General features: G+C 67.6%; 26 protein-coding genes and 1 tRNA gene. 15 read left to right on the top strand and 12 right to left on the bottom strand.

Annotated features, from left to right (window positions below):
• Positions 1–59: 59 nt before the first annotated feature.
• Both E4341_RS02605 and E4341_RS02600 read right to left on the bottom strand, forming a co-directional pair.
• Positions 60–134, bottom strand: a tRNA-Gly gene (locus E4341_RS02605).
• Between the two features lie 118 nt (positions 135–252).
• Positions 253–1035: an SDR family NAD(P)-dependent oxidoreductase gene (locus E4341_RS02600; protein WP_165114944.1), complete on the bottom strand. Its 783-nt coding sequence runs from the start codon at positions 1033–1035 to the stop codon at positions 253–255.
• Between the two features lie 55 nt (positions 1036–1090).
• On the opposite strand from E4341_RS02600, the gene E4341_RS02595 reads away from it, so the two are divergent.
• Entirely contained in the window at positions 1091–1495 is a 405-nt protein-coding gene (locus E4341_RS02595; protein WP_165114942.1) for a YkvA family protein, read from the top strand.
• A gap of 39 nt (positions 1496–1534) precedes the next feature.
• Here the strand turns inward: E4341_RS02595 and E4341_RS02590 are convergent, their stop codons facing one another.
• A complete protein-coding gene (locus E4341_RS02590) occupies positions 1535–2536 on the bottom strand; it encodes an NADPH:quinone oxidoreductase family protein (RefSeq protein ID WP_165114940.1) in 1002 nt (333 codons plus the stop codon).
• Between the two features lie 99 nt (positions 2537–2635).
• On the opposite strand from E4341_RS02590, the gene E4341_RS02585 reads away from it, so the two are divergent.
• Entirely contained in the window at positions 2636–3505 is an 870-nt protein-coding gene (locus tag E4341_RS02585) for an isoaspartyl peptidase/L-asparaginase family protein (protein ID WP_165114938.1), read from the top strand.
• On the opposite strand, the gene E4341_RS02580 is transcribed toward E4341_RS02585, so the two are convergent.
• Positions 3502–5223 (bottom strand): ATP-binding protein, encoded by a 1722-nt coding sequence (locus E4341_RS02580; RefSeq protein WP_165114936.1) that lies wholly within the window; start codon positions 5221–5223, stop codon positions 3502–3504. The genes E4341_RS02585 and E4341_RS02580 overlap by 4 nt on opposite strands.
• A gap of 247 nt (positions 5224–5470) precedes the next feature.
• Here E4341_RS02580 and E4341_RS02575 point away from each other — a divergent pair, with 247 nt between their 5' ends.
• Entirely contained in the window at positions 5471–8335 is a 2865-nt protein-coding gene (locus E4341_RS02575) for a pitrilysin family protein (protein ID WP_165114934.1), read from the top strand.
• 332 nt (positions 8336–8667) lie between these two features.
• On the opposite strand, the gene E4341_RS02570 is transcribed toward E4341_RS02575, so the two are convergent.
• The 3 genes from E4341_RS02570 to E4341_RS02560 all read right to left on the bottom strand — a co-directional run bounded on the left by E4341_RS02570 (position 8668) and on the right by E4341_RS02560 (position 10356).
• A complete protein-coding gene (locus E4341_RS02570) occupies positions 8668–9501 on the bottom strand; it encodes a serine protease (protein ID WP_165114932.1) in 834 nt (277 codons plus the stop codon).
• Between the two features lie 12 nt (positions 9502–9513).
• Positions 9514–9954, bottom strand: a complete 441-nt coding sequence (locus tag E4341_RS02565) for a DUF350 domain-containing protein (RefSeq protein ID WP_091751531.1) — start codon at positions 9952–9954, stop codon at positions 9514–9516.
• Between the two features lie 69 nt (positions 9955–10023).
• On the bottom strand, positions 10024–10356 hold the full coding sequence (locus tag E4341_RS02560; protein WP_165114930.1) for a metalloregulator ArsR/SmtB family transcription factor: 333 nt from the start codon (positions 10354–10356) through the stop codon (positions 10024–10026).
• A gap of 90 nt (positions 10357–10446) precedes the next feature.
• Between E4341_RS02560 and E4341_RS02555 the strand changes: the two genes are divergently transcribed.
• Positions 10447–11358 carry an acyl-CoA desaturase gene (locus E4341_RS02555; protein ID WP_165114928.1) on the top strand — a complete coding sequence of 304 codons (912 nt, stop codon included), beginning with the start codon at positions 10447–10449 and terminating at the stop codon, positions 11356–11358.
• Positions 11355–11885 carry a hypothetical protein gene (locus tag E4341_RS02550; protein WP_165114926.1) on the top strand — a complete coding sequence of 177 codons (531 nt, stop codon included), beginning with the start codon at positions 11355–11357 and terminating at the stop codon, positions 11883–11885. Before E4341_RS02555 ends, E4341_RS02550 begins: the two co-directional genes overlap by 4 nt.
• Here the strand turns inward: E4341_RS02550 and rlmN are convergent.
• The gene (gene rlmN / locus E4341_RS02545) at positions 11842–13002 is read right to left on the bottom strand and encodes a 23S rRNA (adenine(2503)-C(2))-methyltransferase RlmN (RefSeq protein WP_066553234.1); all 1161 of its coding nucleotides are present in this window, start codon (positions 13000–13002) and stop codon (positions 11842–11844) included. The genes E4341_RS02550 and rlmN overlap by 44 nt on opposite strands.
• 80 nt (positions 13003–13082) lie before the next feature.
• The gene (locus tag E4341_RS02540) at positions 13083–13382 is read right to left on the bottom strand and encodes a DUF6356 family protein (RefSeq protein WP_052247537.1); all 300 of its coding nucleotides are present in this window, start codon (positions 13380–13382) and stop codon (positions 13083–13085) included.
• Positions 13383–13553: 171 nt separating this feature from the next.
• On the opposite strand from E4341_RS02540, the gene E4341_RS02535 reads away from it, so the two are divergent.
• Positions 13554–14885, top strand: coding sequence for a trypsin-like peptidase domain-containing protein (locus E4341_RS02535; protein WP_205751343.1), 1332 nt, complete (start codon positions 13554–13556; stop codon positions 14883–14885).
• Between the two features lie 324 nt (positions 14886–15209).
• Positions 15210–15545 (top strand): DUF2794 domain-containing protein, encoded by a 336-nt coding sequence (locus E4341_RS02530; RefSeq protein WP_165114922.1) that lies wholly within the window; start codon positions 15210–15212, stop codon positions 15543–15545.
• A 53-nt stretch (positions 15546–15598) separates the two neighbouring features.
• On the opposite strand, the gene E4341_RS02525 is transcribed toward E4341_RS02530, so the two are convergent.
• Entirely contained in the window at positions 15599–16348 is a 750-nt protein-coding gene (locus E4341_RS02525; RefSeq protein ID WP_165114920.1) for a Bax inhibitor-1/YccA family protein, read from the bottom strand.
• A 130-nt stretch (positions 16349–16478) separates the two neighbouring features.
• On the opposite strand from E4341_RS02525, the gene thpR reads away from it, so the two are divergent.
• Genes thpR through mmcB form a run of 4 tightly spaced genes read left to right on the top strand, consistent with a single transcriptional unit; the run spans position 16479 to position 18667 of the window.
• The gene (gene thpR, locus E4341_RS02520) at positions 16479–17018 is read left to right on the top strand and encodes an RNA 2',3'-cyclic phosphodiesterase (protein ID WP_055754259.1); all 540 of its coding nucleotides are present in this window, start codon (positions 16479–16481) and stop codon (positions 17016–17018) included.
• Positions 17015–17596 (top strand): GNAT family N-acetyltransferase, encoded by a 582-nt coding sequence (locus E4341_RS02515; RefSeq protein ID WP_165114918.1) that lies wholly within the window; start codon positions 17015–17017, stop codon positions 17594–17596. Before thpR ends, E4341_RS02515 begins: the two co-directional genes overlap by 4 nt.
• 57 nt (positions 17597–17653) lie before the next feature.
• The gene (locus tag E4341_RS02510) at positions 17654–18178 is read left to right on the top strand and encodes a lipocalin family protein (RefSeq protein WP_165114916.1); all 525 of its coding nucleotides are present in this window, start codon (positions 17654–17656) and stop codon (positions 18176–18178) included.
• 45 nt (positions 18179–18223) lie between these two features.
• Positions 18224–18667, top strand: coding sequence for a DNA repair putative endonuclease MmcB (gene mmcB, locus E4341_RS02505; RefSeq protein WP_055754257.1), 444 nt, complete (start codon positions 18224–18226; stop codon positions 18665–18667).
• Here the strand turns inward: mmcB and E4341_RS02500 are convergent.
• Complete coding sequence (locus E4341_RS02500) at positions 18664–19446, bottom strand: C40 family peptidase (protein WP_165114914.1); 783 nt, start codon at positions 19444–19446, stop codon at positions 18664–18666. The genes mmcB and E4341_RS02500 overlap by 4 nt on opposite strands.
• Before the next feature lie 70 nt (positions 19447–19516).
• On the opposite strand from E4341_RS02500, the gene E4341_RS02495 reads away from it, so the two are divergent.
• Positions 19517–20110 carry a hypothetical protein gene (locus tag E4341_RS02495; RefSeq protein ID WP_165114912.1) on the top strand — a complete coding sequence of 198 codons (594 nt, stop codon included), beginning with the start codon at positions 19517–19519 and terminating at the stop codon, positions 20108–20110.
• A 3-nt stretch (positions 20111–20113) separates the two neighbouring features.
• Here the strand turns inward: E4341_RS02495 and E4341_RS02490 are convergent, their stop codons facing one another.
• Positions 20114–21499, bottom strand: coding sequence for a M17 family metallopeptidase (locus tag E4341_RS02490; protein ID WP_165114910.1), 1386 nt, complete (start codon positions 21497–21499; stop codon positions 20114–20116).
• Between the two features lie 86 nt (positions 21500–21585).
• Between E4341_RS02490 and E4341_RS02485 the strand changes: the two genes are divergently transcribed.
• Genes E4341_RS02485 through E4341_RS02475 form a run of 3 tightly spaced genes read left to right on the top strand, consistent with a single transcriptional unit; the run spans position 21586 to position 23636 of the window.
• Entirely contained in the window at positions 21586–22422 is an 837-nt protein-coding gene (locus E4341_RS02485; protein ID WP_165114908.1) for a tetratricopeptide repeat protein, read from the top strand.
• A 42-nt stretch (positions 22423–22464) separates the two neighbouring features.
• The gene (locus E4341_RS02480) at positions 22465–23124 is read left to right on the top strand and encodes an HAD-IA family hydrolase (RefSeq protein WP_055754463.1); all 660 of its coding nucleotides are present in this window, start codon (positions 22465–22467) and stop codon (positions 23122–23124) included.
• A 56-nt stretch (positions 23125–23180) separates the two neighbouring features.
• Positions 23181–23636: an iron-sulfur cluster assembly scaffold protein gene (locus tag E4341_RS02475; protein ID WP_165118514.1), complete on the top strand. Its 456-nt coding sequence runs from the start codon at positions 23181–23183 to the stop codon at positions 23634–23636.
• The last annotated feature ends 31 nt before the right edge of the window (positions 23637–23667 follow it).

The raw sequence follows: 23667 nt of genomic DNA, 5'->3' as shown, positions 1-23667 counted from the left end.
CGGGCAAAAAATCGGGGCCTGCCGCAACCGACAGGCCCCTGATTTTCGTCGTCTCGACTTGGAGCGGGCGAAGAGATTCGAACTCTCGACCCCAACCTTGGCAAGGTTGTGCTCTACCACTGAGCTACGCCCGCACTCCGTAGGAGCTAGGTGCGCTCCCCGTCGAGGAGGGGGCGTATAGCGGAGGGTTGATCGGTCCTGCAAGAGAGAATTTGCAAAAAGCGATCAAGTCCCGCTCACGCCCCCCGCGCCTCAGCGCGGCGCCAAACGAATGGCGCCGTCCAGACGGATGCATTCGCCGTTGATGTAGACGTTTCTAGCCAGTTCCAGCACCAGCGACGCATAGTCGGCCGGCGTGCCCAGACGGCTGGGGAACGGGATGGCGGCGGCCAGGGCGTCCTGAATCTTCTGATCCATTCCAGCCATCATCGGCGTCCACATGATGCCGGGCAGGATGGTGTTGCAGCGCACCCCTTCCTGAGCCAGATCGCGCGCGATCGGCAGGGTCATCGCATAGACGCCGCCCTTGGACGCCGAATAGGCCGCCTGGCCGATCTGGCCGTCCTGCGCCGCGACGGAAGCGGTGTTGACGATCAGGCCGCGCTCGCCGTCCGCCATCGGCTCCAGGGTCACCATGCCCGCCGCCGACTGCGACAGGACGCGGAAGGTGCCGAACAGATTGACCCGGACGGTGCGCTCGAACTGGGCCATATCGTGGGCCTTGATCTCGCCGGTGTCCTTCTTGCGCGAGACGGTCTTCTGGCCCGTGGCGATGCCGGCGCAGTTGACGGTCAGACGTTCCTGGCCATGGGCGGCGCGGGCCTTTTCGAAGGCGGCGGCGACCGAGGCGTCGTCGGTCACGTCCACCTGGCAGAAGACGCCCCCGATCTCAGCCGCGACAGCCTCGCCCTTGTCGGCGTTCAGATCGAACAGGGCGACCTTCGCCCCCGTCGCCGCGATGGCGCGCGCGGTGCCTTCGCCCAGGCCCGAGGCGCCGCCGGTGACCACTGCGGCGATGGTGTTGTCGAGTTTCATCCTGATCGTTCCTATATTGTCGTGAACCTGAGTTTCGTTTGAGGATTTAGCGGCCATGACCGCCAAAGCCAAACCCAAACCCGCCGATCCGTCGGATGTCCTGGACCCGAAAAAGGCGCTCGTGCCGTCGGTGGTGAAGATCAACGAGGCCCGAGTGGCCAAGGGCTTCTGGCCCAAGATCCAGCGCACGGCCGCCCGCATCCCCTTTGCGGATCAGGCCCTGGCCGCCTGGTACGCCGCGCGCGATCCGTTGACGCCGATGGCGGCCAAGGGCATGATCTTCGCGGGTCTGGCCTATTTCGTCATGCCCGTGGACGCCATTCCCGACATCTTCGCCGGGATCGGCTATACCGATGACGCGGCCGTCATCACCGCCCTGCTGGCCCTGGTCGGCGCCAACATCAAACGCCGCCACCGCGACCAGGCCGAGGACGCGGTGCAGCGGCTGAAGGCCAAATGAAAATCCTCCCCCGAGAAGCGTAGCGGAACGGGGGAGGATTCAGCTCTCGACCGTCACCACGATCTTGCCAAGCGCCTGACGGTCGCCCAGGGCCTTGATCGCCTCTCCGGCCTTTTCCAGGGGGAAGGTCTGCGACACGCGCGGCTTAATTTTACCGTCCGCGTACATCTGCATCAGTTCGGCCATGTTGGCGGCGTGGGCCTTAGGATCGCGCATCACCGCCGCGCCCCAGAAGACGCCGATCACCGACACCGACTTCAGCAGCGTCAGGTTCAGCGGCAGGGACGGAATGCCCGCCGGGAAGCCGACCACCAGATAGCGCCCGTTCCAGTCCATGGCCCTCAGCGCCGGATCGGCGTAGTCGCCGCCGACCGCGTCATAGACCACGTCCGCCCCGTCGCGGCCGGTCGCCAGCTTGAACTCGCCGGACAGTTCTTTCTGCGCCGCCTTGTCCATCGGTCCCGACGGATAGATCAGGCCGTTGTCGGCGCCCAATTCGAGCGCGAACTCGACCTTGTCGTTGGTCGAGGCGGCGGCGACCACCTTGGCCCCCATAGCCTTGCCCAGTTCGACGGCGGCGGCGCCGACGCCCCCGGCCGCACCCAGCACCAAGAGGGTTTCGCCCGCCTTCAGCTGCGCCCGGTCCTTCAGCGCATAGTAGCTGGTGCCATAGGTCATGATCAGGGCCGCCGCCTCTTCGAAGCTCATGGCGTCGGGGATGGGGATGACCGTCTCGGCCCGCACCGCCAGCCGCTCGACCAGCCCGCCCCAGCCCGGCACGGCGGTGACCCGGTCGCCCTTGCGCACGCCCTTGACGCCCTCGCCCACCGCCTCGACCACGCCGGCGACTTCGGCGCCCGGCGAGAAGGGCCGCTCGGGCCGGAACTGGTATTTGTCCTCGATGATCAGGGTGTCGGGATAGTTGATCCCCACCGCCTTGACCTCGATGATCACCTCGCCTGTCTTGGGCGTCGGGTCGAGCACGTCCTCCACGACCAGGGTTTCGGGGCCACCAGGCGTCTTGGACAGAACAGCGCGCATCTTTCCTCCTTGGCCGACATGGCGCGGCCTTCATCGCGACGCTAAAGAGCGCCACGCCCGTTTGAAAGAGGCGATAAAGACAAGGCTCAGGAAGACGACATGACCGCCCTCATCCTCCACGGCGGCGCCGGCGCCCGGCGCGAACGCAACTACGACGCCGAGGTCCTGCATATGCGCGAGGTGGTGGAAGCCATGAAGGTTCGTCTGGACGCTGGCGAAAGCGCCTTGGACGTCGCCACCGCCGCCGTCGTCATGCTGGAGGATTCCGGTCTATACGTCGCGGGCAAGGGCGCCTCGCCCAATCTGGCCGGCGCCTATGAGCTGGACGCCAGCATCATGGACGGATCGACGAAACGCGCTGGCGCCGTCGCCGCCCTGCAAGGGTTCCGCAATCCCGTCGTCGCCGCGCGCGCGGTGATGGAGAAGACGCCGCATATCATGCTGGCGGGCGAAGGCGCTGGCCTGTTCGCCCACGACCAGGGGCTGGAGCCCATCGCTGACGAGGCCGCTTGGTTCACCGGCGCGGGCAAGGGTGAGGACAACCATCCGCCCGGAACCCTCAGCCACGGCACCGTCGGCGCCTGCGTGCTGGACAGCCAGGGCCGTCTCGCCGCCGCCACCTCGACCGCCGGGGTGTTCGGCAAGATGCCGGGCCGGGTCGGCGACACGCCGATCCCCGCCGCCGGAACCTGGGCGGACGCCAAGGCCGCCGCCTCCTGCACCGGTCAGGGCGAATATTTCATCCGCGTCGCCGCCTCCGCCCAGGTCGCCTGGCGCGTCGCCGCCGGACAGGCTCTGGCCGAGGCAACCCAGGCCGTCATCGATGAGATCGGATCCATGGGCGGCGACGGCGGCATGATCGCCCTGGACGCCGCTGGAAACATCGCCGCCCCCTTCAACAGCCAGGGCATGAAGCGCGCCTGGCTGACGCCCGCCGGCGAGATCGGCGTCCAGGTCTTCCGCGACTAGGTCTTTGCGGACATCACGTCGGAAATGGTGGTCAGCAGCAGTTTCAGATCGACGGGTTTGCTGACCACCGCATCCATGCCCGCCGCCAGATAGCTCTCGACCTGCTCCACCATCGCATTAGCCGTCAGGGCGATGATCGGCGTGCGGACCAGCCCCTGGTCGGCCTCGCGTTGCCGGATCGTCCGTGTCGCCGTCGGACCGTCCATGTTCGGCATCTGCACATCCATCAGGATCAGGTCCCAGTCGCGCGTTTGCGTCGCTTCGACCGCCTGAAGACCGTCATCGACGATCTCGACCTCGATCCCGATCTGGCCCAGAAGGCCCCGGATTACCTGCTGATTGACCGGATGGTCCTCGGCGACCAGCACCCGCAGCGCCCGCTCTGGCTCGGCGTCCGGCGCATCCTCGCCGGCCTTCACGGGCTGCGCCGGCGTCAGCGGCAGCGTGACGACGAAGATCGCCCCTTCGCCCGCCTCGCTCTCCACCTCGATCCGGCCGCCCATCAGCTCCACCAGGGTCGCCACGATCGAAAGGCCCAACCCGGCCCCGTCACGCCGGTCGACGGCCGCCGCCTCGATCTGGGCGAAGCGCGTAAAGAGCTGCCTGATCTGGTCCGCTGGTATGCCCCGCCCGGTGTCCGACACCCTGAACACCACTCCGGCGTCCGTGCGCGCGACATCCAACGCCACCTGCCCCTGTGTCGTGAACTTAATGGCGTTGGACAGCAGGTTGAACAGGATTTGACGCAGCCGGACCGGATCGGCGCTGACCCATCGCAGGCCCGTCGACACGACGTGGAAGGCTAGGCCCTTGCTTTCGGCCAAGGGCCGCAGCGTCTCAGTGACCTCGTGCACCAGGGCGTCCGCATCGATGGGCTGCGGTACGATCTCCAGCCGCCCTTCCTCGATCCGCGACAGGTCCAGAATCTGGTTGATCAGGTCCAGCAGAGTGTGGGCCGACCGGTTCAGTATCTCCAGTCGCGCCTTCTGCCGATCCTCCAGCGCGTCGCCCGCCATGATCTGCGCCATGCCGATGACGCCGTTCAGGGGGGTGCGGATCTCGTGGCTCATATTGGCCAGGAAGCGGGACTTGGCGACATTGGCCTCGTCCGCCTCCTGCCGCGCGCATCGGGCGGCGTCGCGGTCCTGAACCGCCGTCGCGTGCGCCGCCTGCACTTCCACCAACAACGCTTTGTTGCGCTGGTCCGCCGCGAACAGGTCGCACCACAAGGCGTGGGTCGCGCGCGAGATGATGAACAGGATCGTCGCCAGCATGACGAAGGCCGCCGCCACCGCCAGACCGTGCGGCCCGATCAGCGAGGGATAGATGACGACCAGCACGGTCGCGCAGATCGGCGCCGCCGCCAGCGCCAATAGCCGAGGCGCCGCGCTGAACTGAACGAAGGCCACGCCGATTGACCAGACCTGGATCAGCACCACCACCAGCATCACATCGGCGCGGGGGTTCATCAGCCAGGCGATCAGCGGCCCGGACACCCCCAGGGCGAAGCGGATCGCCACGATGGCCATCAGCAGCGGCGGCCAGCCCGCGACGGGCGCCTCGGTCTTCTGGTATCGCTTGACCCGCCCTTGCGCCCAGGCGTCGAGGGCCATGCCGACGAGGGCGAACCCCAGCCCCACCCACGGCTGGCCGAGGGCCGCCAGGATCAGCCCGGCGGCCGCCCAACTGCCGTAGAGAACGGCGGGCGGAGTAACCATATTTTGCAGGACGAAGGCCCAGACCGCGATTTTTTCGTCGGAGACAGAAGTCGCTTTCGCTCGTCTCGGCACGCATCCTCGGTGGGGGGTCGCCGCTGACATGCGACATTGGGCGAATAGATCGCCGCCGGGGATTTGTCCATGAACGACCTGCGCTCCTTGCGCTTCATTACATCTCGGTAAGGTGCAAGACGCCCAATCGCTGATACGGTCTCGGCGCCCGGCGTTCCGGGCTTCGGAGCCCTTCATGAAATCCCGCCTGATCGCCACAGCTGCCGCCTCGGCCCTCCTTCTCGGCCTCGCCGCCCCCGCCTTCGCCCAGGGCGCCGCGCCCGCCGCAGCCGCCGTTCAATCGACCGGGCAGGCGCCGCAGGGCGTGACCGTGCCCCCGCTGGGCTTCACCAAGCGCGTTCTGGCGAACGGGCTAGAGGTCTATTCGGCGCGTGACGCCGACACTTCAAACGTCACGGTCCAGGTCTGGTACAAGGTCGGCTCCAAGGACGATCCAGCCGGCCGTTCGGGCTTCGCCCACCTGTTCGAACACCTGATGTTCAAGTCAACCACCAACCTGCCGCCCGAGACCTTCGACCGGCTGACCGAGGACGTGGGCGGCTCCAACAACGCCTTCACCGCCGACGACACCACCGCCTATTTCGAGATCGTGCCCGCCAACCACCTTGAGCGGATGCTGTTCGCCGAGGCCGACCGCATGGGGTCCCTGGTCGTAGACGAGCCGACCTTCGTCGCCGAGCGCGACGTGGTGAAGGAGGAATATCGTCAGCGGATCCTGGCCAATCCCTACGGTCGTCTGTTCGGCCTGTTCGTGCCCGAGACCATCTATCAGGACAGCCCCTATCGTCGCCCAGGCATCGGCTCGATCGAGGAGCTTGAGGCCTCGTCTCTGGAGGACGTGCGCCGCTTCCACGCCACCTATTATCGCCCCGACGCCGCCTATCTGATCGTGGCCGGCAACTTCGACCAGGCCCAACTGGATCGCTGGGTCGATCAGTATTTCGGCCCGCTGAAGAATCCGACCACGCCGATCCCGACCAACAACGTCGTCGAGCCTGAGCCGACGGGCCCGCGCAACGTCACCTACTACGCGCCGAACGTGCCGCTGCCCGCCGCCGTCGTCGCCTGGCCGACGGTGAAATACGCCGACGCCGACCGCGCCGCCCTGACCGTTCTGGACGGCATCCTGTCCACCGGCGAATCCAGCCGCCTGTATCGGTCGCTGGTCTATGACAAGCAGATCGCGGCCCAGATCGGCTCGACCCCCGACTTCGCCCAGCAGGCCGGCAATCTGTCCGCCCTAGCCATCATGGCCCAGGGCCATACGGCCGAGGAAGGCATCGCCGCCCTGAACGAGGAGATCGGCAAGCTGCGCGACACGCCTGTCAGCGCCGCTGAACTGGCCGAGGCCAAGAACGAGATCGTCGCCAATACGCTGCGCAGCCGCGAAACGGTCGACGACCGCGCGACGGCCCTGGGCTTCTCGCTGATCAACACCGGCTCGGCCGCCGCCGCCGACGAAGAGGTCGCCCAGATCCAGGCCGTCACCGTCGCCGACGTCCAGCGCGTCGCCCGCAAATATCTGACGCCGGAGCGCCAATCCACGATCACCTTCCTGGCCGCCGACGACCAGAACCCTGCCTCGGTCCAGAAGATGAACGTGGACGCCCCCGTGAAGGTCGCCGACCTGGCCCCCGCCGGTCCACCCGCCGTCCTGCTGCCCGAGGCGGAGCGCAAGCCCTTGCCTCAGCCGGGCGCCGAGGTCGCGCCCGTGACGCCGACCGTCGCCGACTTCCGCCTGGACAACGGCCTGCGCGTCCTCGTCGCCCCGACCGACGGCGTGCCGCTGGTTTCGGCCCGCCTCAGCTTCGACGCCGGTTCGTCCGATGATCCGACGGGCAAGGCCGGCGTCGCCGCCATGACCGCCGCGCTTCTGACCCAGGGCACCAAGACCAGGACCGCACCCGAAATCGCCACCCAGATCGAACAGCTGGGCGCCAGCGTGGGCGCATCGGCCGGGGTCGATTTCTCGAACGTCTACGCCAACGCGCCGTCGAACGCCTTCCCCGCGACCGTCGCCCTGATGGCGGATCTGGTGAAGAACCCGACCTTCGCCGGCGAAGAGCTTGAACGTCAGCAGGCCCAGACCCTGGACGGCCTGCGCGTCGCCCTCAGCCAGCCGGCGTCCATCGCCGGCATGACGGTCGGCCGCGTGATCTACGGCGACGCCCCCTATGGCGCGACGATCACCCAGCAGACGGTCCCGGCCATCACGGCGGCCGACGTCGCCGCCTTCCACGCCGCCCGCTACCGGCCGTCGGATGCGACCCTGGTCTTCTCGGGCGACATCACGCCGGCCGCCGCCCGCGCCCTGGCGCAACAGGCGTTCGGCGACTGGCGTCCGGCCGGCGCAGCCCCGGCCGCTGCGACCAATCCGGCCGGTCAGCCCCTGGCGCCGCGCATTGTCGTGGTGAACCAACCCGGCGCCGGTCAGGCCGCGGTCGTCGCCGCCGTTCGCGGCGTGTCGCGCACCGATGCGGACTTCTTCCCGCTGACGGTCGGCAACACCCTGCTGGGCGGCGGCTTCTCGTCGCGCCTGAACCAAGAGATCCGCATCAAGCGCGGTCTGTCCTACGGCGCCTCGTCGTCGCTGGGCGCACGGGCGGATGCGGGCCTGTTCACCGCCTCGACCCAGACCAAGAACGAGACCGCCGACGAGGTCGCCGATCTGATCCTGGCTGAGATCGCCAAGCTGGGAACCGAGACCCCGACCCAGGCCGATCTGGCCCCGCGCCGCGCCACCCTGATCGGCGGCTTCGGCCGCTCGCTGGAGACGGTGGACGGCCTGGGCGCCCTGGTCGCCAACCTGGCGCTCTATGATCTGCCGATGAGCGACCTCGCCGACTACGCCGGCCGGGTCCGCGCCGTCACGCCGGAACAGGTCGAGGCCGCCTTCGCCGAACACCTGCCGGTCAATCGCGCCAGCCTGGTCATCGTCGGCGATGGCTCGAAGTTCCTGGACGATCTGCGCGCCAAACATCCGAACCTCGAAGTCATCGAGGCGGGCGCCCTGAATCTGAACACCGGCTCGCTGAAGTAAGGCCGGATCGGCAAGCCCCCTCCTTCCCCTGGCGGCGAAGGAGGGGGTCGGCCGCCAGCCGTCCTATTTTCAGGACCGAAGTCGTCTCTTTTCAGGGACTTTCGGGACGCCGTCGACAATCATCCATACAGGCGTCGAACGGGGATATGATCCATCCCCGATCTTTGACATCGCGATCCCCACGCCGAGCCCTTGGCTCTCAAGGCCGGGCCCGACCTGCATCAACAATTGCACACGTCCACTTCGAGTGCAGATTTATCCAAACGATTTCCGTCCTTTGCCGCCGAATTGCACGCCATTGCACCTTTTTCGCCGCGTGCAATTTCTGTCCGCTAGACCGACAGACACACCACCTGGGCCACGCGCAGGTCGCGCCTTAGCCGGTTGGATACCTGGCCGTAATCCTCGGTCGTGATGGTCTGGCCGCGCGCGTCGTCGGCCGGCGTCTGTTCGCCGCGAATGGCCGGCCCGAAGGTCTCCGGCGCCGTCGTATAGATCCGGCCCCGCCTCGGCGCCTCGGCGATGGTGACGCCCACAACGCGGCCCTGCGCATCCAGGGCCGGCGCGCCGGACAGGCCCGACAAAGTGCCCTCAAGCCCGTTGGTGCGCCCGACCTCGGCCCAGGACAGCACCGGCTCGTCGCGCGCCCCGCGCCCGAAGACCTTCAAGGTCTCGCGCCCCAGCAGGCGTGACGTCACCTCGCCGGGACGCCCTTGCGGAAAGCCCGGATGGAAGGCGCGCTGACCCTTGCGCAGCGGCGCCTCGACCGCGACCGGCAACGCGGCGGGACCGCCGTCGGTGATCAGCAAGGCGACGTCGGCGCGCGGCGCCAGACGGACGTCGGCCGCGACCGCCCGCCCCTCGCCGACCACCAGCGCCGGCTTGCGGCACCCCTCGACGACATGGCGCGCCGTCACCCAGCGCCCCCGTCCTGCGATGGAGAAGGCCGTGCCCGACGACGGCTTGAACGGCGCCTCGCCCGCATCGACGGTTACGGCGGCGTCAAAGGGGGTGATGGGGCCCAACAGCGCGCCCTCGGCGACATCCGCATCGGCCTGCGCGACCGGCGGCGCATCGGCGTTCTCGCGTCGCCCCAGAGACACCGCCAGAAACACGGCCGCCACCGCTCCATAGATGGCCCAGTCCGGCAGGCGGGGAAACTGCATCGCTCCGGCCGATCAGCCGGTCAGCGCGGCGGACAGGATGACGGCCGTCGCCAGCTTGGCGCCCAGTAGCACCACCGCCGCCGAAATCTCGCCGTGGCGGATCCGCTCCGGCAGGCCTGTCAGCAGCAGGTCCACGACCCGGAAGGCCAGAAGCTGCAGCACCACGGTCGCCACGCCCCAGATGGCGATGTCGCGCACCGAGGTCGACACCGCCAGCGACACCGCCAGCGGCACGGCCAACCCCACCAGAATGCCCGCGAAGGCGATGGCGGCGGCGACATTGCCCTGACGGATCAGGGCGACCTCCTTCCACGGCGTCAGCAAGGCATAGACCGTCGCCCCCGCCGCGAGCAGCAGCAGGGTCACGATCAGGTGCATCACCATGACCGGGAAGCCCGAGGCGAAAGCCTGAACCTCGGCGCTGGAAAGGACGTTCGACAAAGAGGGGTCCATGCCCAGACGCCTTGCCCGATTGTCGCCCTAATCCGCAAGCGCGCTGCGGCCACACCTTGTGACTAAAGATTACAGATCGCCGTCGCCCTGGTTGTCTTTTCGCGCCTTCGCCAGGGCCGCGCTCTCGCGTTTCAGCGGCTTGGCGACGGGACAGACCTCCTGGACATAGCCGTTTAGGGTGTTGGTCAACTGGTCCGGGGCCAGGCTGTAGTGGACGTACTGGCCCTTCTTTTCGCTGGTCACCAGGCCTGCGACCTCCAGCACAGAAAGGTGCTGCGAGACCGCCGGCTTGGAGATCTCGAACTTGGCCGCGATCTCGCCTGCCGTCAGATCGGCATGGGCCAGATAGGCCAGGATCTTGCGGCGGATGGGACTGGATAGGGCTTCGAACACGCGTTGCATGAATGCGTATTTAAGCGATTTGCTAACGGCTTGCCAGAGGAGCAATTCGATGGTTAAGTCATTACCTAATTACCTATCTGGAGCGTCGCCATGTCCGATCATGATCCCTGCGCCGTCAGCCACCTGATCGATACGCCGGGCAGCAGTCCAGTGGAGGGCCGCGTGGTCTGGGATCCGGTCCATTCGCTGTGGAACGGAGGGATGCTGGCTGCGACCCTGATTTTCGGCGCCGCGACCTTTGGCTTGGGCGCCTTGGCCGTGTTCGTGGTCACGACCGGCGCGACCCTGCTGCTGGGCCACTCGGTCGGGTTTCACCGCCGCATGATCCACGGCAGTTTCGACTGCCCGCTTTGGCTGGAGCGGCGGCTGTCCTGGTTCGGAACCCTGGTCGGGATGAGCGGTCCGTTCTGGATGATCCGCGCTCACGACATCCGCGACTGGGCCCAGCGCCAGTCGGACTGCCACGACTATCTGGCGCACCGCCGACCCATGCTGATCGACGCCGTCTGGCAGATGCACGGCCGGCTGGAGTTGGAGCGCCCGCCCGCCTTCGACCTGGGCCGGATAGGCCGCGACCCTGTGCATCGGTTTCTGGAGCGCACCTGGATGCTGCAACAGGTCCCGGTCGCTACCGCTCTGTGGCTGATGGGCGGCTGGGGCTTCGTGGTCTGGGGCGTCTGCGCCCGCGTCTCCATCAGCGTCATCGGCCACTGGTTGGTCGGCCATCTGGCCCACCGACGCGGCCCCCAGACCTGGCAGGTGATCGACGCCGGCGTCCAGGCCCACGACGTGCCTTGGGCCGCTATCCCGACCATGGGCGAGGCCTGGCACAACAATCACCACGCCTACCCCGGCTCGGCGAAGATCGGCCTCCATCCTGGCCAGAGCGACTGGGGCTACCGGTTCATCCAGTTGCTGGAGCATTTAGGCATGGCTTGGAATGTGCGGACGCCGGACGACATGACGGGGCGGCGGGCGGCGCTGACGGAGTTCCGCGTATGACCTACCAACTGAAGCACCCTTTCCTTGGGCTGCTGGCAGGCGCTCTCTTCGGTGGGTTTGTCGTGAGCCTCTGGTTCTCCGTGCCAGGCATTCTATCCGGCCTAGCTGAGGGTGAGCTGCGGCAAACACTCCAAGAGTTGCGAAGCTTCATGCCGACCGTGATGATCATAGCTGCGATCATCTTCGCATTCGGCCTGATTTTCGTCGCCAGTCCGGCTTGGGTTTATCTACACAGCAGCGGCCGCACCCATCCCAAGCATGCCCTCCAGTTGGGCCTGGCGACCTGCTTCGTCGTCAGCTTGGGCGTCTCACTTACGGCCTCCTTGGACATGGGACTGTTCGCTGTCGATGGGCGCGCCTTGATTCTGGATGGCAAACGAACCGTGTATGGCTGGTTCGTCCTCCTGAAGGATGCCGTCTTGTTCGCGAACTTGGGCGGAATGGTCGCCCTCGTCATATGGCGGGTGGCCTATCGGCGGGTCGTCACGCCGCCGCCTGCTCCGCCTTTCGGAGCGCCGAGGCTCTGACCTTTTCGCTTTCGGACTTCAGCTGGCCGCAGGCGGCCAGGATGTCGCGGCCGCGGGGGGTGCGGATGGGTGACGCGTAGCCGGCCTTGTTCAGGATGGCGGCGAAGCGCTCGATCGTCTTCCAGTCCGAGCATTCGTATTCGACGCCGGGCCAGGGGTTGAACGGGATCAGATTGATCTTGGCCGGAATGCCCTCAATCAGCTTCAGCAGGGCGCGCGCCTCTTCGGGGCTATCGTTGACGCCCTTCAGCATGACGTATTCGAACGTCACCCGCCGCGCGTTCGACAGGCCCGGATAGGCCCGGATCGCCGCCATCAGCTGGTCCAGCGGGTACTTCTTGTTCAGCGGCACCAGCACGTCGCGAAGCGCATCGTTGGTGGCGTGCAGGCTGATGGCCAGCATGGCCGCTGTCCGGTCGCCCAAGGCCTGAAGCTGCGGCACCACGCCCGAGGTCGACACCGTGATCCGACGGCGCGACAGGGCGATGCCCTCATTGTCCGAGATGATGTCGATGGCGTCGGCGACGTGGTCCAGATTGTAGAGCGGCTCGCCCATGCCCATGAAGACGATGTTGGACAGGCGCCGGTCTTCCTTGGGCGACGGCCATTCCTCAAGGTCGTCGCGCGCGACCTGGACCTGGGCCACGATCTCGGCGGCGGTCAGGTTGCGCACCAGCTTCTGTGTGCCGGTGTGGCAGAAGGTGCAGTTCAGGGTGCAGCCGACCTGGCTGGACACGCACAGGGCGCCGGCCCGGCCCACATCGGGAATATAGACGGTCTCGATCTCGATGCCCGGCGCGGTGCGGATCAGCCATTTGCGCGTGCCGTCCTTGGACACCTGGCGTTCGACAACCTCGGGGCGGGCCAGGGTGAAATGCTCGGCCAGCTTGGCCTGCATGTCCTTGGCGACATTGCTCATGGCCGAAAACTCGGTCACGCCGTAGTGGTGGATCCAGCTCCACACCTGGCTGGCGCGCATCTTGGCCTTTTCGGGCGGACAGACGTTCGCGTCGATCAGGGCCTGGCGCAGGCCGGCGCGCGTCAGACCGCTGAGGTTGACGGGAGCCTTGACGGCGGGCGCGTTAGAGACGCGCGAAAGATCGAGCGTGATGCTCAAGGCGGCGATCCTGCGTGAGGTTGAGCCGGCCTATATAGCACGGATCCCGGCGATTGCATGGCCGGGGCGGATTCGACCGCCTAGAGGCCCACGTCCCAGACGCCGGCGTCGCGCATCCGGGTCTCGCGCGCCTCCTCGGCCCGACCGCCCATGTCCTTGGCCATGCTGCGGATGGCGGTCGAAACGGTAGCCTTGTGGACGCCCGGCACGATCGCGTGGGCGAAGGCGGCGCCCGCCAGGCCCAGCAGTTTGAAGCCGAAACCCGCCGAAGCGACCATGTGCTGGAGATAGGTCTCGTCGACCTCGCGCGGGTGGTCGCGGAACAGGCGGTCGAACGGGGTCGAGCCCGAACGGCGGCGGTCGATCGTCGTCTGGCTCATGGCGGCGGCCTTCCCTGCTTCGTCGCCTTATGGTCACGCCGGACGGCCGGCGACGCAACCCCCATCGCGATCTGTTCATTGGACGTGACCAACACGCGACCTGCCCGCTTCAGACCCATCGTCAGAAGTGAAAACTCGGTCTAGGGTCGGCGTTCGATCAAGGAAATGCCCATGCCGATCCGCCTATCGCCCGCCTCTTCCATGGCCGTCGCCCTGGCCCTGATGGCCTCGGCGACGCCGGTGCTGGCGCAATCGGGCGCAGCAGGCCTGCCCTATGACGCCCGGCGCGGCGTCTTCAGCTTCTCGTCGGGGCTCGAGGGCTCGCTTCCGGCGGTGGTTCAGGTCACGACCCTGGGCCAATCGCGCGGTCCCAGTTCGGACGCGGCCGACCCCAAACCCTACGCCTCCGGCTCCGGCGTCATCGTCGATGCGGCCGAGGGGCTGGTGATCACCAACAATCACGTCGTCGAGGGCGGGCGAAAGTTCACCGTCGATCTGACGGACGGCCGCCTGTTCGACGCCGTGCTCGTGGGGGCGGACAAGGCGACCGACATCGCCGTGCTTCGCATCACGCCCGACGGTCGGCCGCTGAACCTCAAACAGGTCCAGACGGTGGATTCCGACACCCTGCGCACCGGCGACCTGGCCTTCGCGGTCGGCTATCCGCTGGGCCTGGACCAGACCCTGACCATGGGCGTCATCTCGGGCCTGAACCGCTCAGGCTTGGGCGATGCGGTCGAGGACTACATCCAGACCGATGCTGCCGTGAATTCGGGCAATTCCGGCGGGCCGCTGCTGGATAGCCGGGGTCGGCTGATCGGCATCAACACCTCGATCCTGTCCGGCGGTCTCGGCGGCGGCAATGACGGCATCGCCTTCGCCGTACCGACGCGGATCATGCTCTATGTCGCCGACCAGCTGAAGAAGAACGGCGAGGTCAAGCGCGGCGCGACCGGGGCCATCTTCGGCTCGCTGAACGCTGAGCGCGCGCGCGAACTACATCTGGGCATCGTGCGCGGGGCCGTCGTCGCCGATGTCGCGCCGGGATCGCCGGCCGAACGCGCGGGCCTGCGCCACAACGACGTCATTACCCGGATCCAGGGCCGCCCCGTCGCCAACGCCGGCTCGGTCAACGCCACCATCGGCATCGCCGCGCCGGGCTCAGACCTCAGCGTCTCCTATCTGCGCGGAGGACGCGAAGCGACCACGTCGCTGGCGGTCGAGACACCCGCTGATCAGCCCGTGATCGTTGGGGCCCAGTCGGTGCTGGCCTATGGGGCGACGCTGCGAGACCAGGACGGCGGCGCCCAGGTCACGGCCGTCGCGGCCGGCTCGCCCGCCGCCCAGGCCGAACTGACGGCCGGCGATGTGATCACCGCCATCGCCGGCGCGCCCGTCGCCGACGCTCGCGCGGCCGCGACCGCGCTACAGGGCGCCTCGGGATCGGTCGAGGCGACCGTGCTCAGAAACGGAGAGACCCTGAACCTGACCCTGTCGCTCTAAGGCGGGGTCAGACGACGCCGACATGGCGCTGTCTGGCAAGCTCCAGACAGCGAAACGCCCGCCTTGCCAGGGAGGGGGAGGGGAAAGGCAGGGCGGGCGCTCGCTTGGAGGAAGCATCGGCCGCCGGAGCCCGTAAACTGGAAACATCCAGGGGGGCTGGGGGGGCTGTTCAGGATCCGGGACGCTTCCGAACTCCGACGAGCCGATGGTCGATATTTCGTTGCGCATACGGGCGGGCGAAGGACCGAAACGGGGCCATTTCGTGTCTGCGTCGATTTCCTGACCGCCTCTGGCGTCGGGCATCCAGCGGCCTAAGTTAAACCTATGAGCCTGAACCCCCACGACACGACGCCGGCGCCCGGCCCCGTCTTCTTCGACCGCCGCGAACTGGACCCGATCCTCAGGGTCTATGGCCGCATGGTCGCGCAGGGCGAATGGCGCGACTACGCCATGGTCGGGCACAAGGATTTCGCCGAGTTCGCCGTCTTTCGCCGCAGCGGCGACACCCCGCTCTACCGCATCGAAAAGCGACCTGCCCTCCAGACCCGCCAGGGCCAGTGGGCCGTCATCGGCGAAGGCGGCCAGATCCTGAAACGCGGCCGCGACCTGGCCCAGGTGCTGCGCGTCTTTGACGGCCGCAAGTTCCAGGTGGTGGAGTAGAAACAAAAAGGGCCCCGCGAGGGGCCCTTTCCGTATCCGTCTTTCGACAGACCTCAGTTCCGGTTGCCGCCCATGAAGGCCAGCAGGAATTGGAACAGGTTCACGAAGTTGATGAACAGGCTCAAAGCGCCGAAGCCCGTAGCCACGCCCATCGCGTTCTGGTCTCCACCCAAGGCGTAATAGGTCATCTTCAGACGCTGGGTGTCGTAGGCGATCAGACCCGAGAAGATCAGCACGCCCAGGCCCGAGATGATCAGATAGAAGGTCCCGGACTGCAGGAACATGTTCACGATCGAGGCGATGATCAGGCCGATCACGCCCATGATCAGGAAGGTGCCCATGCCGGTCAGGTCCTTCTTGGTCGTATAGCCCACCAGGCTCAAACCGCCGAAGGCCGCCGCTGTCACCAGGAAGGTGGTGGCCAGCGAACCGCCCGTGTAGCGCAGGAACAGGACGCCCAGGCCCGCGCCGATCGTCGCGACCACGGCCCAGTAGAGCATGTTCACGCCCTTGGCCGTCGGGTTCTTCATGAAGAACATCGAGCCGAACAGCATCACCAGCGGCGAAAACTGGACGATCATGCCCAGGATCGTCAGGCCGATCCGGCCGTCCGCCGTCTGGACGAACAGCAGCTGCTGCACCGCCGGCACATTGCCGGTGACATAGGCCAGGGCGCCGGCGACCACGAGGCCCAGAGCCAGCTTGTTGTAGACGCCCAGCATGAAGCTGCGCAGGCCGGCGTCGACCGACATGTCGGCCGTCTGCTGCAGAGGACGGGCGTAACCGTTGTTGAAATCGCTCATGGCGACGAACTTTCTCCGATTGGCCGGAGAGGCTTCTCCGGTCACAGGCTCTGAATATCGTGAGCCGAGGCCCGCGCTGCAAGGAAAACCGGACTTGGAGGCTTGTGTTCCGGCCGCTACTTTCGGTCGCATGCTTCGTCTGTTCACCGCCCTGACCCTGCCGCCCGACGTCGCAGAGACGCTGAAACGACGGCAATCGGGCCTGCCCGGCGCGAGGTGGCGGCCGCTGGACGCCCTGCACGTCACGCTCGCCTTCTATGGCGAGACCGACGAACGCCGCGCCGACGACCTGGCGTCGGAGCTGACGCGCGTGACGGGCGGTCCGTTCGAAATCGCGCTGAAGGGCGTCGGCTGTTTCGGCGACGACCACCGCAGCCATACGCTGTGGGCCGGGGTCGAAACGCCTAATGAACGCCTGTCGGTTCTCGCCGGGCGCTGCAAGGCTGCCGGAGAACGCGCCGGGATCGGCATGGAGGCGCGCACTTACAAGCCGCATGTGACCCTGGCCTATCTGAAGACCCAGACCAATCCCGACCGGCTCGGCGCCTGGGTGTCGGGGCACAATCTGCTGCACTCACCGCCGATCCGCATCGATCGCTTCGGCCTGTATTCCAGCGTCCTGACCGACAGCGGCAGCCATTACGAACTGGAGCGGGAGTATCTGCTGTGAGCACCGCCTACGCCCTGCCGCCCCATGTCGCTCTGGGGCCGACCCTGGAGACCGAGCGGCTGATCCTGCGTCCACCGGCGGTTGAGGACTTTCCGCGCTGGGCTGAATTCATGGCCGATCCCGAGACCGCCCGCTTCATCGGCGGGGTCCAGCCCGCACCCCAAGTCTGGCGCCTGATCTGCACCGTCGCGGGCATGTGGGCCCTGACCGGAGAGGGGATGTTCTCCATCCTGGAAAAGGAGACCGGCCAGTGGATCGGCCGTATCGGCCCGCTACATCCCTATGGCTGGCCGGGCCGCGAGGTGGGCTGGAGCCTGCATCGCGACGCCACTGGCAAGGGCTATGCCGTCGAAGCGGCCGCAGCCACGATGGACTACGCCTTCGAGGTGCTGGGCTGGGACGACGTGATCCACTGCATCGCGCACGAGAACCTGCCCTCGGCGGCGGTCGCGACACGGTTGGGTTCGCGCAATCGCGGGCCGGGCTTCCTGCCCGAACCCCTCCAGGACATCGCCATCGATCTGTGGGGCCAGACGCGCAACGAATGGATGGTGAATCGGGTGCGCCTAAAGCGCTGACCACAACCGAACGCGGCGGCGCGTCGTATCCCTTCCAAACCGAACGAGGATACGCCCATGTTCCGCGCCAGCCTGATCGCCGCCGCCGTCGCGCTCGCCGCCCTGCCGTCAATGGCGTTCGCCCAAGCGTCTAATGTCGATCTGAACCGCTTCGACGGCCGATGGTTCGAGATCGAGCGCAACCACAACAACGTCCAGAAGGACTGCAGCCGGGCGCAGATCGACTTCACGCCGCAGGGCGCCGCCGACCGCTACGCCATCACCGTCACCTGCGTCCGGCGCGCCGATGCCAAGGTCGAGACGCTGCGCGCCAACGCCCGCGTCACCGACACCACGACCAACGCCAAGTTCCGGTTCAGCCTGACCGGCCTGCTCAGCTTCGGCGGTCTGGCGGGCCAGAACTACTGGGTCTACGACCACGCGCCCGACTACAGCTGGGCGATCATGGGTCTGCCGGACAAGTCGAACTGGTGGATCTGGCACCGCAACCAGAATGCCTCTCAGGCTGAGCGCGACCGCATCTTAAACCGCGTGCGCGCCCTGGGCTTCAGCACCGGCCGACTGGTCCACACCGGCCTCTAAGGCGCCGCTTGCGATAGGAACGTAGGCGGAACATAAGCTGTCGGCATGTCCGCCGTCGCCCATCTCGAACTCGTCTTCAGCCGTCCCGAGACCACCCTTTCGGTGACGCGCGGCGCGGCACGGCTGATGATGGACATGGGCTATGCGCCCCTCTTGGAAGTCTGCCTGCCCAATGGCCGCCGCGCCGATGTCATGGCGATCGGGCGTAAGGGCGACATCGTCATCTGCGAGGTGAAGTCGGGCGTCGAGGACTATCGCGTCGACCGCAAATGGCACGAGTACGGACCGTTCTGCGACGCCTTCTTCTTCGCCGTCGCGCCCGAGTTTCCGCAGGACATCCTGCCCGACGAACCGGGCCTGATCGTCGCAGACGGGTTCGGCGGGGCGGTCGTGCGAGACGCGCCGGTGATCGGCCTGGCGCCCGCCCGCCGCAAGGCGCTGACGCTGGCCTTCGCCCGGCTGGGGGCGATGCGGACCTTGCGGGACTAGAGCCGACGGAAGACGGCGGTTGCGAAACCCTCGGCGACCAGACGCGCCTCGACCTCGGCCAGGGTCTCGATCACCACGCCCTTGCCGCCCGTCGCGTGAATGATGCGTTGGCCATCCAGCATCAGCGCCGAATGGCCCGTCCAGTCCTGATCGTCGTTCGGCGCCAGCCAGACGACGATGTCGCCGCGCTGTAGATCCGATGAAGACGCCGCGCGACCCATCTGGGCCTGCGCGTCCGACCGGCGGGGACCGGGCAGGCCGCATGCCAGCAGGGCCTGCTGCACCAGGCCGGAACAGTCGGTGGAGATCGAAGACCGTGCGCCCAACTCATGCGGACGGCCGAGCAGCCGCTCGGCCACCGCGACCAGATCCGTCTCGAACGCGCCGACCGGCTTCAGATCAGCCTCGGCCACATCCGTCGCCTTGACGACCAGAGCGTTCAGCGGCAGGGCGGCGTCCACCCCGGCGATCCAGTGCGTCGCCAACGGCGCGCCGGCCGACAGACTGTCCAGCACGACCCAGCCGACGACGCCGTCTCGACGCGCCCGGCCCCAGGCCCGGCCGTTAGACCGATCCAGAACGTCGAAGATCTCGCCATGCAGAAGCTGGTCGATCCGACCGTCAACGTCCGACAAAATGTCCGCCACGGCGACCCGACAATGCATGGCCTCGGTCGCCCGATAGGCGTCTGCGCGCACCAGCCCTTCCAGCGCCTGTTCGGCGAGCTCAGGGCGAACGAGGCGGTCGCCGGGCGGAAGAAGGTCGAGGACGTCGGTCAACGTGAACTCGCATTGCTGAACCCACAGCCTTATCCCCCGATGGCTTAGGGGCCGTTAACGCGAGACGCTTTTGCGAAAGAAAATTAACAGAACCGCGTTCTCGAAAACACGACGCCGCCTTGAAGCTTCGCCCAGCAACGCCATGTCGCTTGGCGGACGTCATGTCGATGCCTTGGAGGCTCTGGTGATTTTGTGGCTGGTTTTGCTGATTGTGCTGGCCCTGACGGTCGCAGACCAAGGACCTGTCGGAATCGCTCTAAGACGATGGCTCGTGGAAGCGCCGGCGCGCCATCTCTCGCGTCTGGCCGCAGGACAGACGGTGGGCCTTTGTCTGGTCTTGACGCTGGGCGTCGCCGCAATTGTTCTGTTCGAGGCGGATGGCGCCCGAATGTTCGCTTTGGCAGCGCCAGACATGATCGCCTGGGCGCTGATGTTCGACGTGACCGTGATTTTCGATCTGGTCGTACTAGCCATCAGTCTGCGCGCTGTCGCCGGGTGGCTCGGCCTGATGCGGCAGCGGGAATTGGCGACCCGCGTTGTCAGCACCGTGTTCGGACGCATCAGACGCGGCGCGCAGTCTCGGGGAGGGCGCACCAGAAAGCCCAGGCCGCCGCGATCCCCGTCCAACGACGCCGAGCTGGAGCCGGAGTTCGTCTTCGCCTGATCGTCAGGCGGTGTAGCGCGCCTTGAGCATGGCGTAGCAGGCTCTCAGCGCCTGGGCCTCGCCGCCTTCCGGATAGCCGGGGCGGGCGCGGGGGTTCCAGGCGAAGATATCCATGTGCGCCCAGGCCCCCGTGGTCGGAGCGAACTTCTGCAGGAACAGGGCGGCCGTCACCGAGCCGGCTTGGGCCCAGCCGGCCGGATCGTTCCGGAGATCCGCGATCTCGGCGTCCAGCGCGCCGCGATAGCCGGGCCACAGCGGCATTCGCCACAGGGGATCGCGCACCTGACCCGCCGCAGCAAGCAGCCCCGCGGCCAGGGCTTCGTCGTCTGTGTAAAGAGGCGGCAGCTCGGGCCCCAGCGCGATCCGCGCGGCGCCGGTCAGGGTGGCGAAGTCCAGCGTCAGATCGGGTTGGTGCTCGCCCGCCCGTGTCAGGGCGTCGGCCAGGATCAGCCGGCCTTCGGCGTCGGTATTGCCGATCTCGATGGTCAGACCCTTGCGACTGTTCAGGATGTCGCCGGGCCGGAAGGCGTCGGCCGACACGGCGTTCTCGACCGCCGCGACGATGACCACCAACCGCACCGGCAGGTCGGCCTGCATCACCAGACGTCCCAAGGCCAGCGCATGGGCCGAGCCGCCCATGTCCTTCTTCATATTGCGCATGCCGGCGGCGGGCTTCAGGTCCAGACCGCCGGTGTCGAACACCACCCCCTTGCCGACCAGGGCGACCAGCGGCAGGTCGGTCCGGTCCAGCTTCCAGCCGATCTCGATCAGGCGCGGCGCCCGGTGTGGAGCGGCGGCGCGCCCCACGGCGTGGACGGCCGGATAGTTGTCTTCCAGCAGGGCGTCGCCGGTCGTGACGGTGATCTCGGCGCCGGCGCTCTCTGCAATCTCGCGGGCGATGGTCTCGATCTGCAAAGGCCCCATGTCGGCGGCGGGCGTATCGACCATTTCGCGCGCCAGGGCGCAGGCGGCGGCGATGCGAGAGATCTCGGCGACATCCACGCCGTCCGGCGCGACCAGCCGCACGGACGTCCGGTCCGGCCGGGCCTTGTAGCGATCGAAGACATAGGCCCCCAGCAGGAAGGCCAGGGTCGCCAGTTCGGCATCGGGCGCTGCGACCTCAAGCCGATACAGACCGCCCGGCAGTCGCGCCGACAGTCCCCGCACGCTCATGGGGTCGAAGGTCGCGCCTGCGCCCACGACCACCTGGCCGATCTCGCCGTCCGCGTCCGGCACGACCAGCAGCTGGCCCGGCTTGCCTTCGAACCCATGCCGATTGCCCCAGCGGCGAGCGGCATCGTCCAGCACGCCGCCCGTCTGCAAGAAGCGGATCGGGATGGCGCCGTCGCCGTCTTGGGCGGAAACCAGCAGAGGATGCGAGACGGACATGAGGCCCTCGAAACGAAGTTAACCATCGGTTGACGCGAACCGGCGATTCTAGGGGCGAGACCTCTAGGACCGTCTGGACCTGACCCATGTCGCGCATGCCCGCCCTTCTCGCAACCGTCGCCCTGATCGCCCTGTCCGGCACGCCGACGCTGGCGGCCGATCCGACGGCGGCGACCGCGGCCCAGGCTCGCGCGCCGTCGTCGGCTGCGGTGCGCGCCACCTATGACCGGATGGAAGCCCTGTCGCGCTCGGTCTTCTGGGCCTCGGAGCAGCAGGCCGATCCGACCGACGCCGTGGCGGGCGTGAAACTGGCCCAGGCCCTGCGAGAGCTGGGCCGCTACGATCAGGCGGCCGAGGCCGCGCAGGCGACCCTGACGATCCAGCCCAACAATCTGGACGCCCTGCTGGAGCTGGGCCGCGCCCACATCGCGCGCGGCCAGGCCTTTTATGGCGTGGCGCCGCTGGAGCAGGCGCGCGACCTGGCGCCACGCGATTGGCGCCCCTATTCCCTTCTGGGCGTGGCCTATGAGCAGGTGCGTCGCACCGACGACGCGCGCGCCGCCTGGAACCAGGCCCTGGCCCTGTCGCCCGACAACCCCGACGTCCTGACCAATGCGGCCACCGCCGCCCTGACGCATGGCGATGCGCCGGGCGCCGAGACCCTGCTGCGTCGCGCCGTGGCCCAGCCGACCGCATCGGCCAAGGTGCGCCAGAACCTGGCCATGGTGCTGGGCCTTCAAGGCAAGATGGGCGAGGCCGAACAGATCCTGCGCCGCGAACTGCCGCCCGAGCAGGCCGAGCAGAACCTGCAATGGCTGCGTTCGCGCAGCACAGGCGGCGCGGCGACGTCCGGCGGCGGCGCGGTAAGTCCGTCGCCCGCGACCGACACCGCCCGCACCTGGAATTCGCTGCAAGGCGGCTGATCCGCCCGTTGCGGTCTGACCGCCCGCATGTTGGATGAGGCCATGACCGCCCTCCCTGCGTCCCGCGCCTATCAGGCCTTCCTGTTCGACATGGACGGCACCCTGATCACCTCGACCCTGGCCGCCGAGCGCGTCTGGACCCGCTGGGCCGCGCGCCACGGGCTGGATGCCGCCGCCTTCATCCCCACCATCCACGGCGTGCGCGCCATCGACACCATTCGTCGTCAGAACCTGCCCGATATCAACCTGGACGCCGAGGTCGCCTGGGTCGAACGTGGCGAGATCGAGGATGTGGACGGCGTCGCCCCCATCCCCGGCGCCGTCGACTTCGTCAAACGCCTGCCGCCCGACCGCTGGGCCGTGGTCACCTCCGCTTCAATCCCCCTCGCGCGCGCTCGGCTGAGGGCCGCAGGCGTGACCCCGCCCGCCGTCATGATCACCGCCGAGGACGTCGAACGCGGCAAGCCCGACCCGGCCGGCTATCTGAAGGCCGCCGCGACCCTGGGCTTCGACATCGCCGACTGCCTGGTGTTCGAGGACGCCGAGGCCGGCATCAAGGCGGGCGAAGCGGCCGGCGCCGACGTGCTGGTCGTCACCGCCGCCTGGACCCATCCGCTGGAGACGGATCATCCCACTCTGGCGGACTATGCGGACGCCACGTTGGAAGTCCGATCCGAGGGGCGTCTCGTCCTGACGCTGTAATCCTCCCCCATTACGCCGCGCTTCACGGGGGAGGATTGAGCGCCTATCTTCATCCCATGATCGACGACCTCTACAGCGCGCGCATCCTGTCGCTGGCGGCGAACCTGCCGCATGCAGGCCGTCTGCCCACGCCGCAGGGCACTGGCGAGCGGGTAGCCAAACTGTGCGGGTCGCGCGCAACGGTCGATGTGACGCTGGACGACCAAGGCCGCATCGCCGACTTCGCCCAGGACGTGAAGGCCTGCGCCCTCGGCCAGGCCGCCGCCGGGGTGCTGGGTCAATCGGCGATCGGGGCGTCGGTCGATGATCTCAGCGACGCCCGCGACGCCATGATCGCCATGCTGAAATCCGGCGGCGACGGCCCCGTCGGCCGGTTCGAGGATCTGCGCCTGCTCAAACAGGTCGCCGACTACCCCGCCCGGCACGCCTCGACCCTAGTCTCCATCGAAGCGACGCTGGAGGCGGTGAACAATGCCTCGGCCGCCCGAACTCGCCTCGCCGGCGCGGCCTGACGGGCACGATCGGTTGATCCCCCTGCGATGA

Source organism: Brevundimonas sp. 'scallop', assembly GCF_011045535.1.
Lineage (GTDB): Bacteria > Pseudomonadota > Alphaproteobacteria > Caulobacterales > Caulobacteraceae > Brevundimonas > Brevundimonas vesicularis.
This window is presented reverse-complemented; position numbering and strand designations above follow the sequence as displayed.

What these genes read in the sequence shown, in the direction of transcription:
- E4341_RS02600 (WP_165114944.1), bottom strand. Translation starts at nt 1,035, where the DNA reads ATGAAACTCGACAACACCATCGCCGCAGTGGTCACCGGCGGCGCCTCG.
- E4341_RS02595 (WP_165114942.1), top strand. Translation starts at nt 1,091, where the DNA reads ATGACCGCCAAAGCCAAACCCAAACCCGCCGATCCGTCGGATGTCCTG.
- E4341_RS02590 (WP_165114940.1), bottom strand. Translation starts at nt 2,536, where the DNA reads ATGCGCGCTGTTCTGTCCAAGACGCCTGGTGGCCCCGAAACCCTGGTC.
- E4341_RS02585 (WP_165114938.1), top strand. Translation starts at nt 2,636, where the DNA reads ATGACCGCCCTCATCCTCCACGGCGGCGCCGGCGCCCGGCGCGAACGC.
- E4341_RS02580 (WP_165114936.1), bottom strand. Translation starts at nt 5,223, where the DNA reads ATGGTTACTCCGCCCGCCGTTCTCTACGGCAGTTGGGCGGCCGCCGGG.
- E4341_RS02575 (WP_165114934.1), top strand. Translation starts at nt 5,471, where the DNA reads ATGAAATCCCGCCTGATCGCCACAGCTGCCGCCTCGGCCCTCCTTCTC.
- E4341_RS02570 (WP_165114932.1), bottom strand. Translation starts at nt 9,501, where the DNA reads ATGCAGTTTCCCCGCCTGCCGGACTGGGCCATCTATGGAGCGGTGGCG.
- E4341_RS02565 (WP_091751531.1), bottom strand. Translation starts at nt 9,954, where the DNA reads ATGGACCCCTCTTTGTCGAACGTCCTTTCCAGCGCCGAGGTTCAGGCT.
- E4341_RS02560 (WP_165114930.1), bottom strand. Translation starts at nt 10,356, where the DNA reads ATGCAACGCGTGTTCGAAGCCCTATCCAGTCCCATCCGCCGCAAGATC.
- E4341_RS02555 (WP_165114928.1), top strand. Translation starts at nt 10,447, where the DNA reads ATGTCCGATCATGATCCCTGCGCCGTCAGCCACCTGATCGATACGCCG.
- E4341_RS02550 (WP_165114926.1), top strand. Translation starts at nt 11,355, where the DNA reads ATGACCTACCAACTGAAGCACCCTTTCCTTGGGCTGCTGGCAGGCGCT.
- E4341_RS02540 (WP_052247537.1), bottom strand. Translation starts at nt 13,382, where the DNA reads ATGAGCCAGACGACGATCGACCGCCGCCGTTCGGGCTCGACCCCGTTC.
- E4341_RS02535 (WP_205751343.1), top strand. Translation starts at nt 13,554, where the DNA reads ATGCCGATCCGCCTATCGCCCGCCTCTTCCATGGCCGTCGCCCTGGCC.
- E4341_RS02530 (WP_165114922.1), top strand. Translation starts at nt 15,210, where the DNA reads ATGAGCCTGAACCCCCACGACACGACGCCGGCGCCCGGCCCCGTCTTC.
- E4341_RS02525 (WP_165114920.1), bottom strand. Translation starts at nt 16,348, where the DNA reads ATGAGCGATTTCAACAACGGTTACGCCCGTCCTCTGCAGCAGACGGCC.
- thpR (WP_055754259.1), top strand. Translation starts at nt 16,479, where the DNA reads ATGCTTCGTCTGTTCACCGCCCTGACCCTGCCGCCCGACGTCGCAGAG.
- E4341_RS02510 (WP_165114916.1), top strand. Translation starts at nt 17,654, where the DNA reads ATGTTCCGCGCCAGCCTGATCGCCGCCGCCGTCGCGCTCGCCGCCCTG.
- mmcB (WP_055754257.1), top strand. Translation starts at nt 18,224, where the DNA reads ATGTCCGCCGTCGCCCATCTCGAACTCGTCTTCAGCCGTCCCGAGACC.
- E4341_RS02490 (WP_165114910.1), bottom strand. Translation starts at nt 21,499, where the DNA reads ATGTCCGTCTCGCATCCTCTGCTGGTTTCCGCCCAAGACGGCGACGGC.
- E4341_RS02485 (WP_165114908.1), top strand. Translation starts at nt 21,586, where the DNA reads ATGTCGCGCATGCCCGCCCTTCTCGCAACCGTCGCCCTGATCGCCCTG.
- E4341_RS02480 (WP_055754463.1), top strand. Translation starts at nt 22,465, where the DNA reads ATGACCGCCCTCCCTGCGTCCCGCGCCTATCAGGCCTTCCTGTTCGAC.
- E4341_RS02475 (WP_165118514.1), top strand. Translation starts at nt 23,181, where the DNA reads ATGATCGACGACCTCTACAGCGCGCGCATCCTGTCGCTGGCGGCGAAC.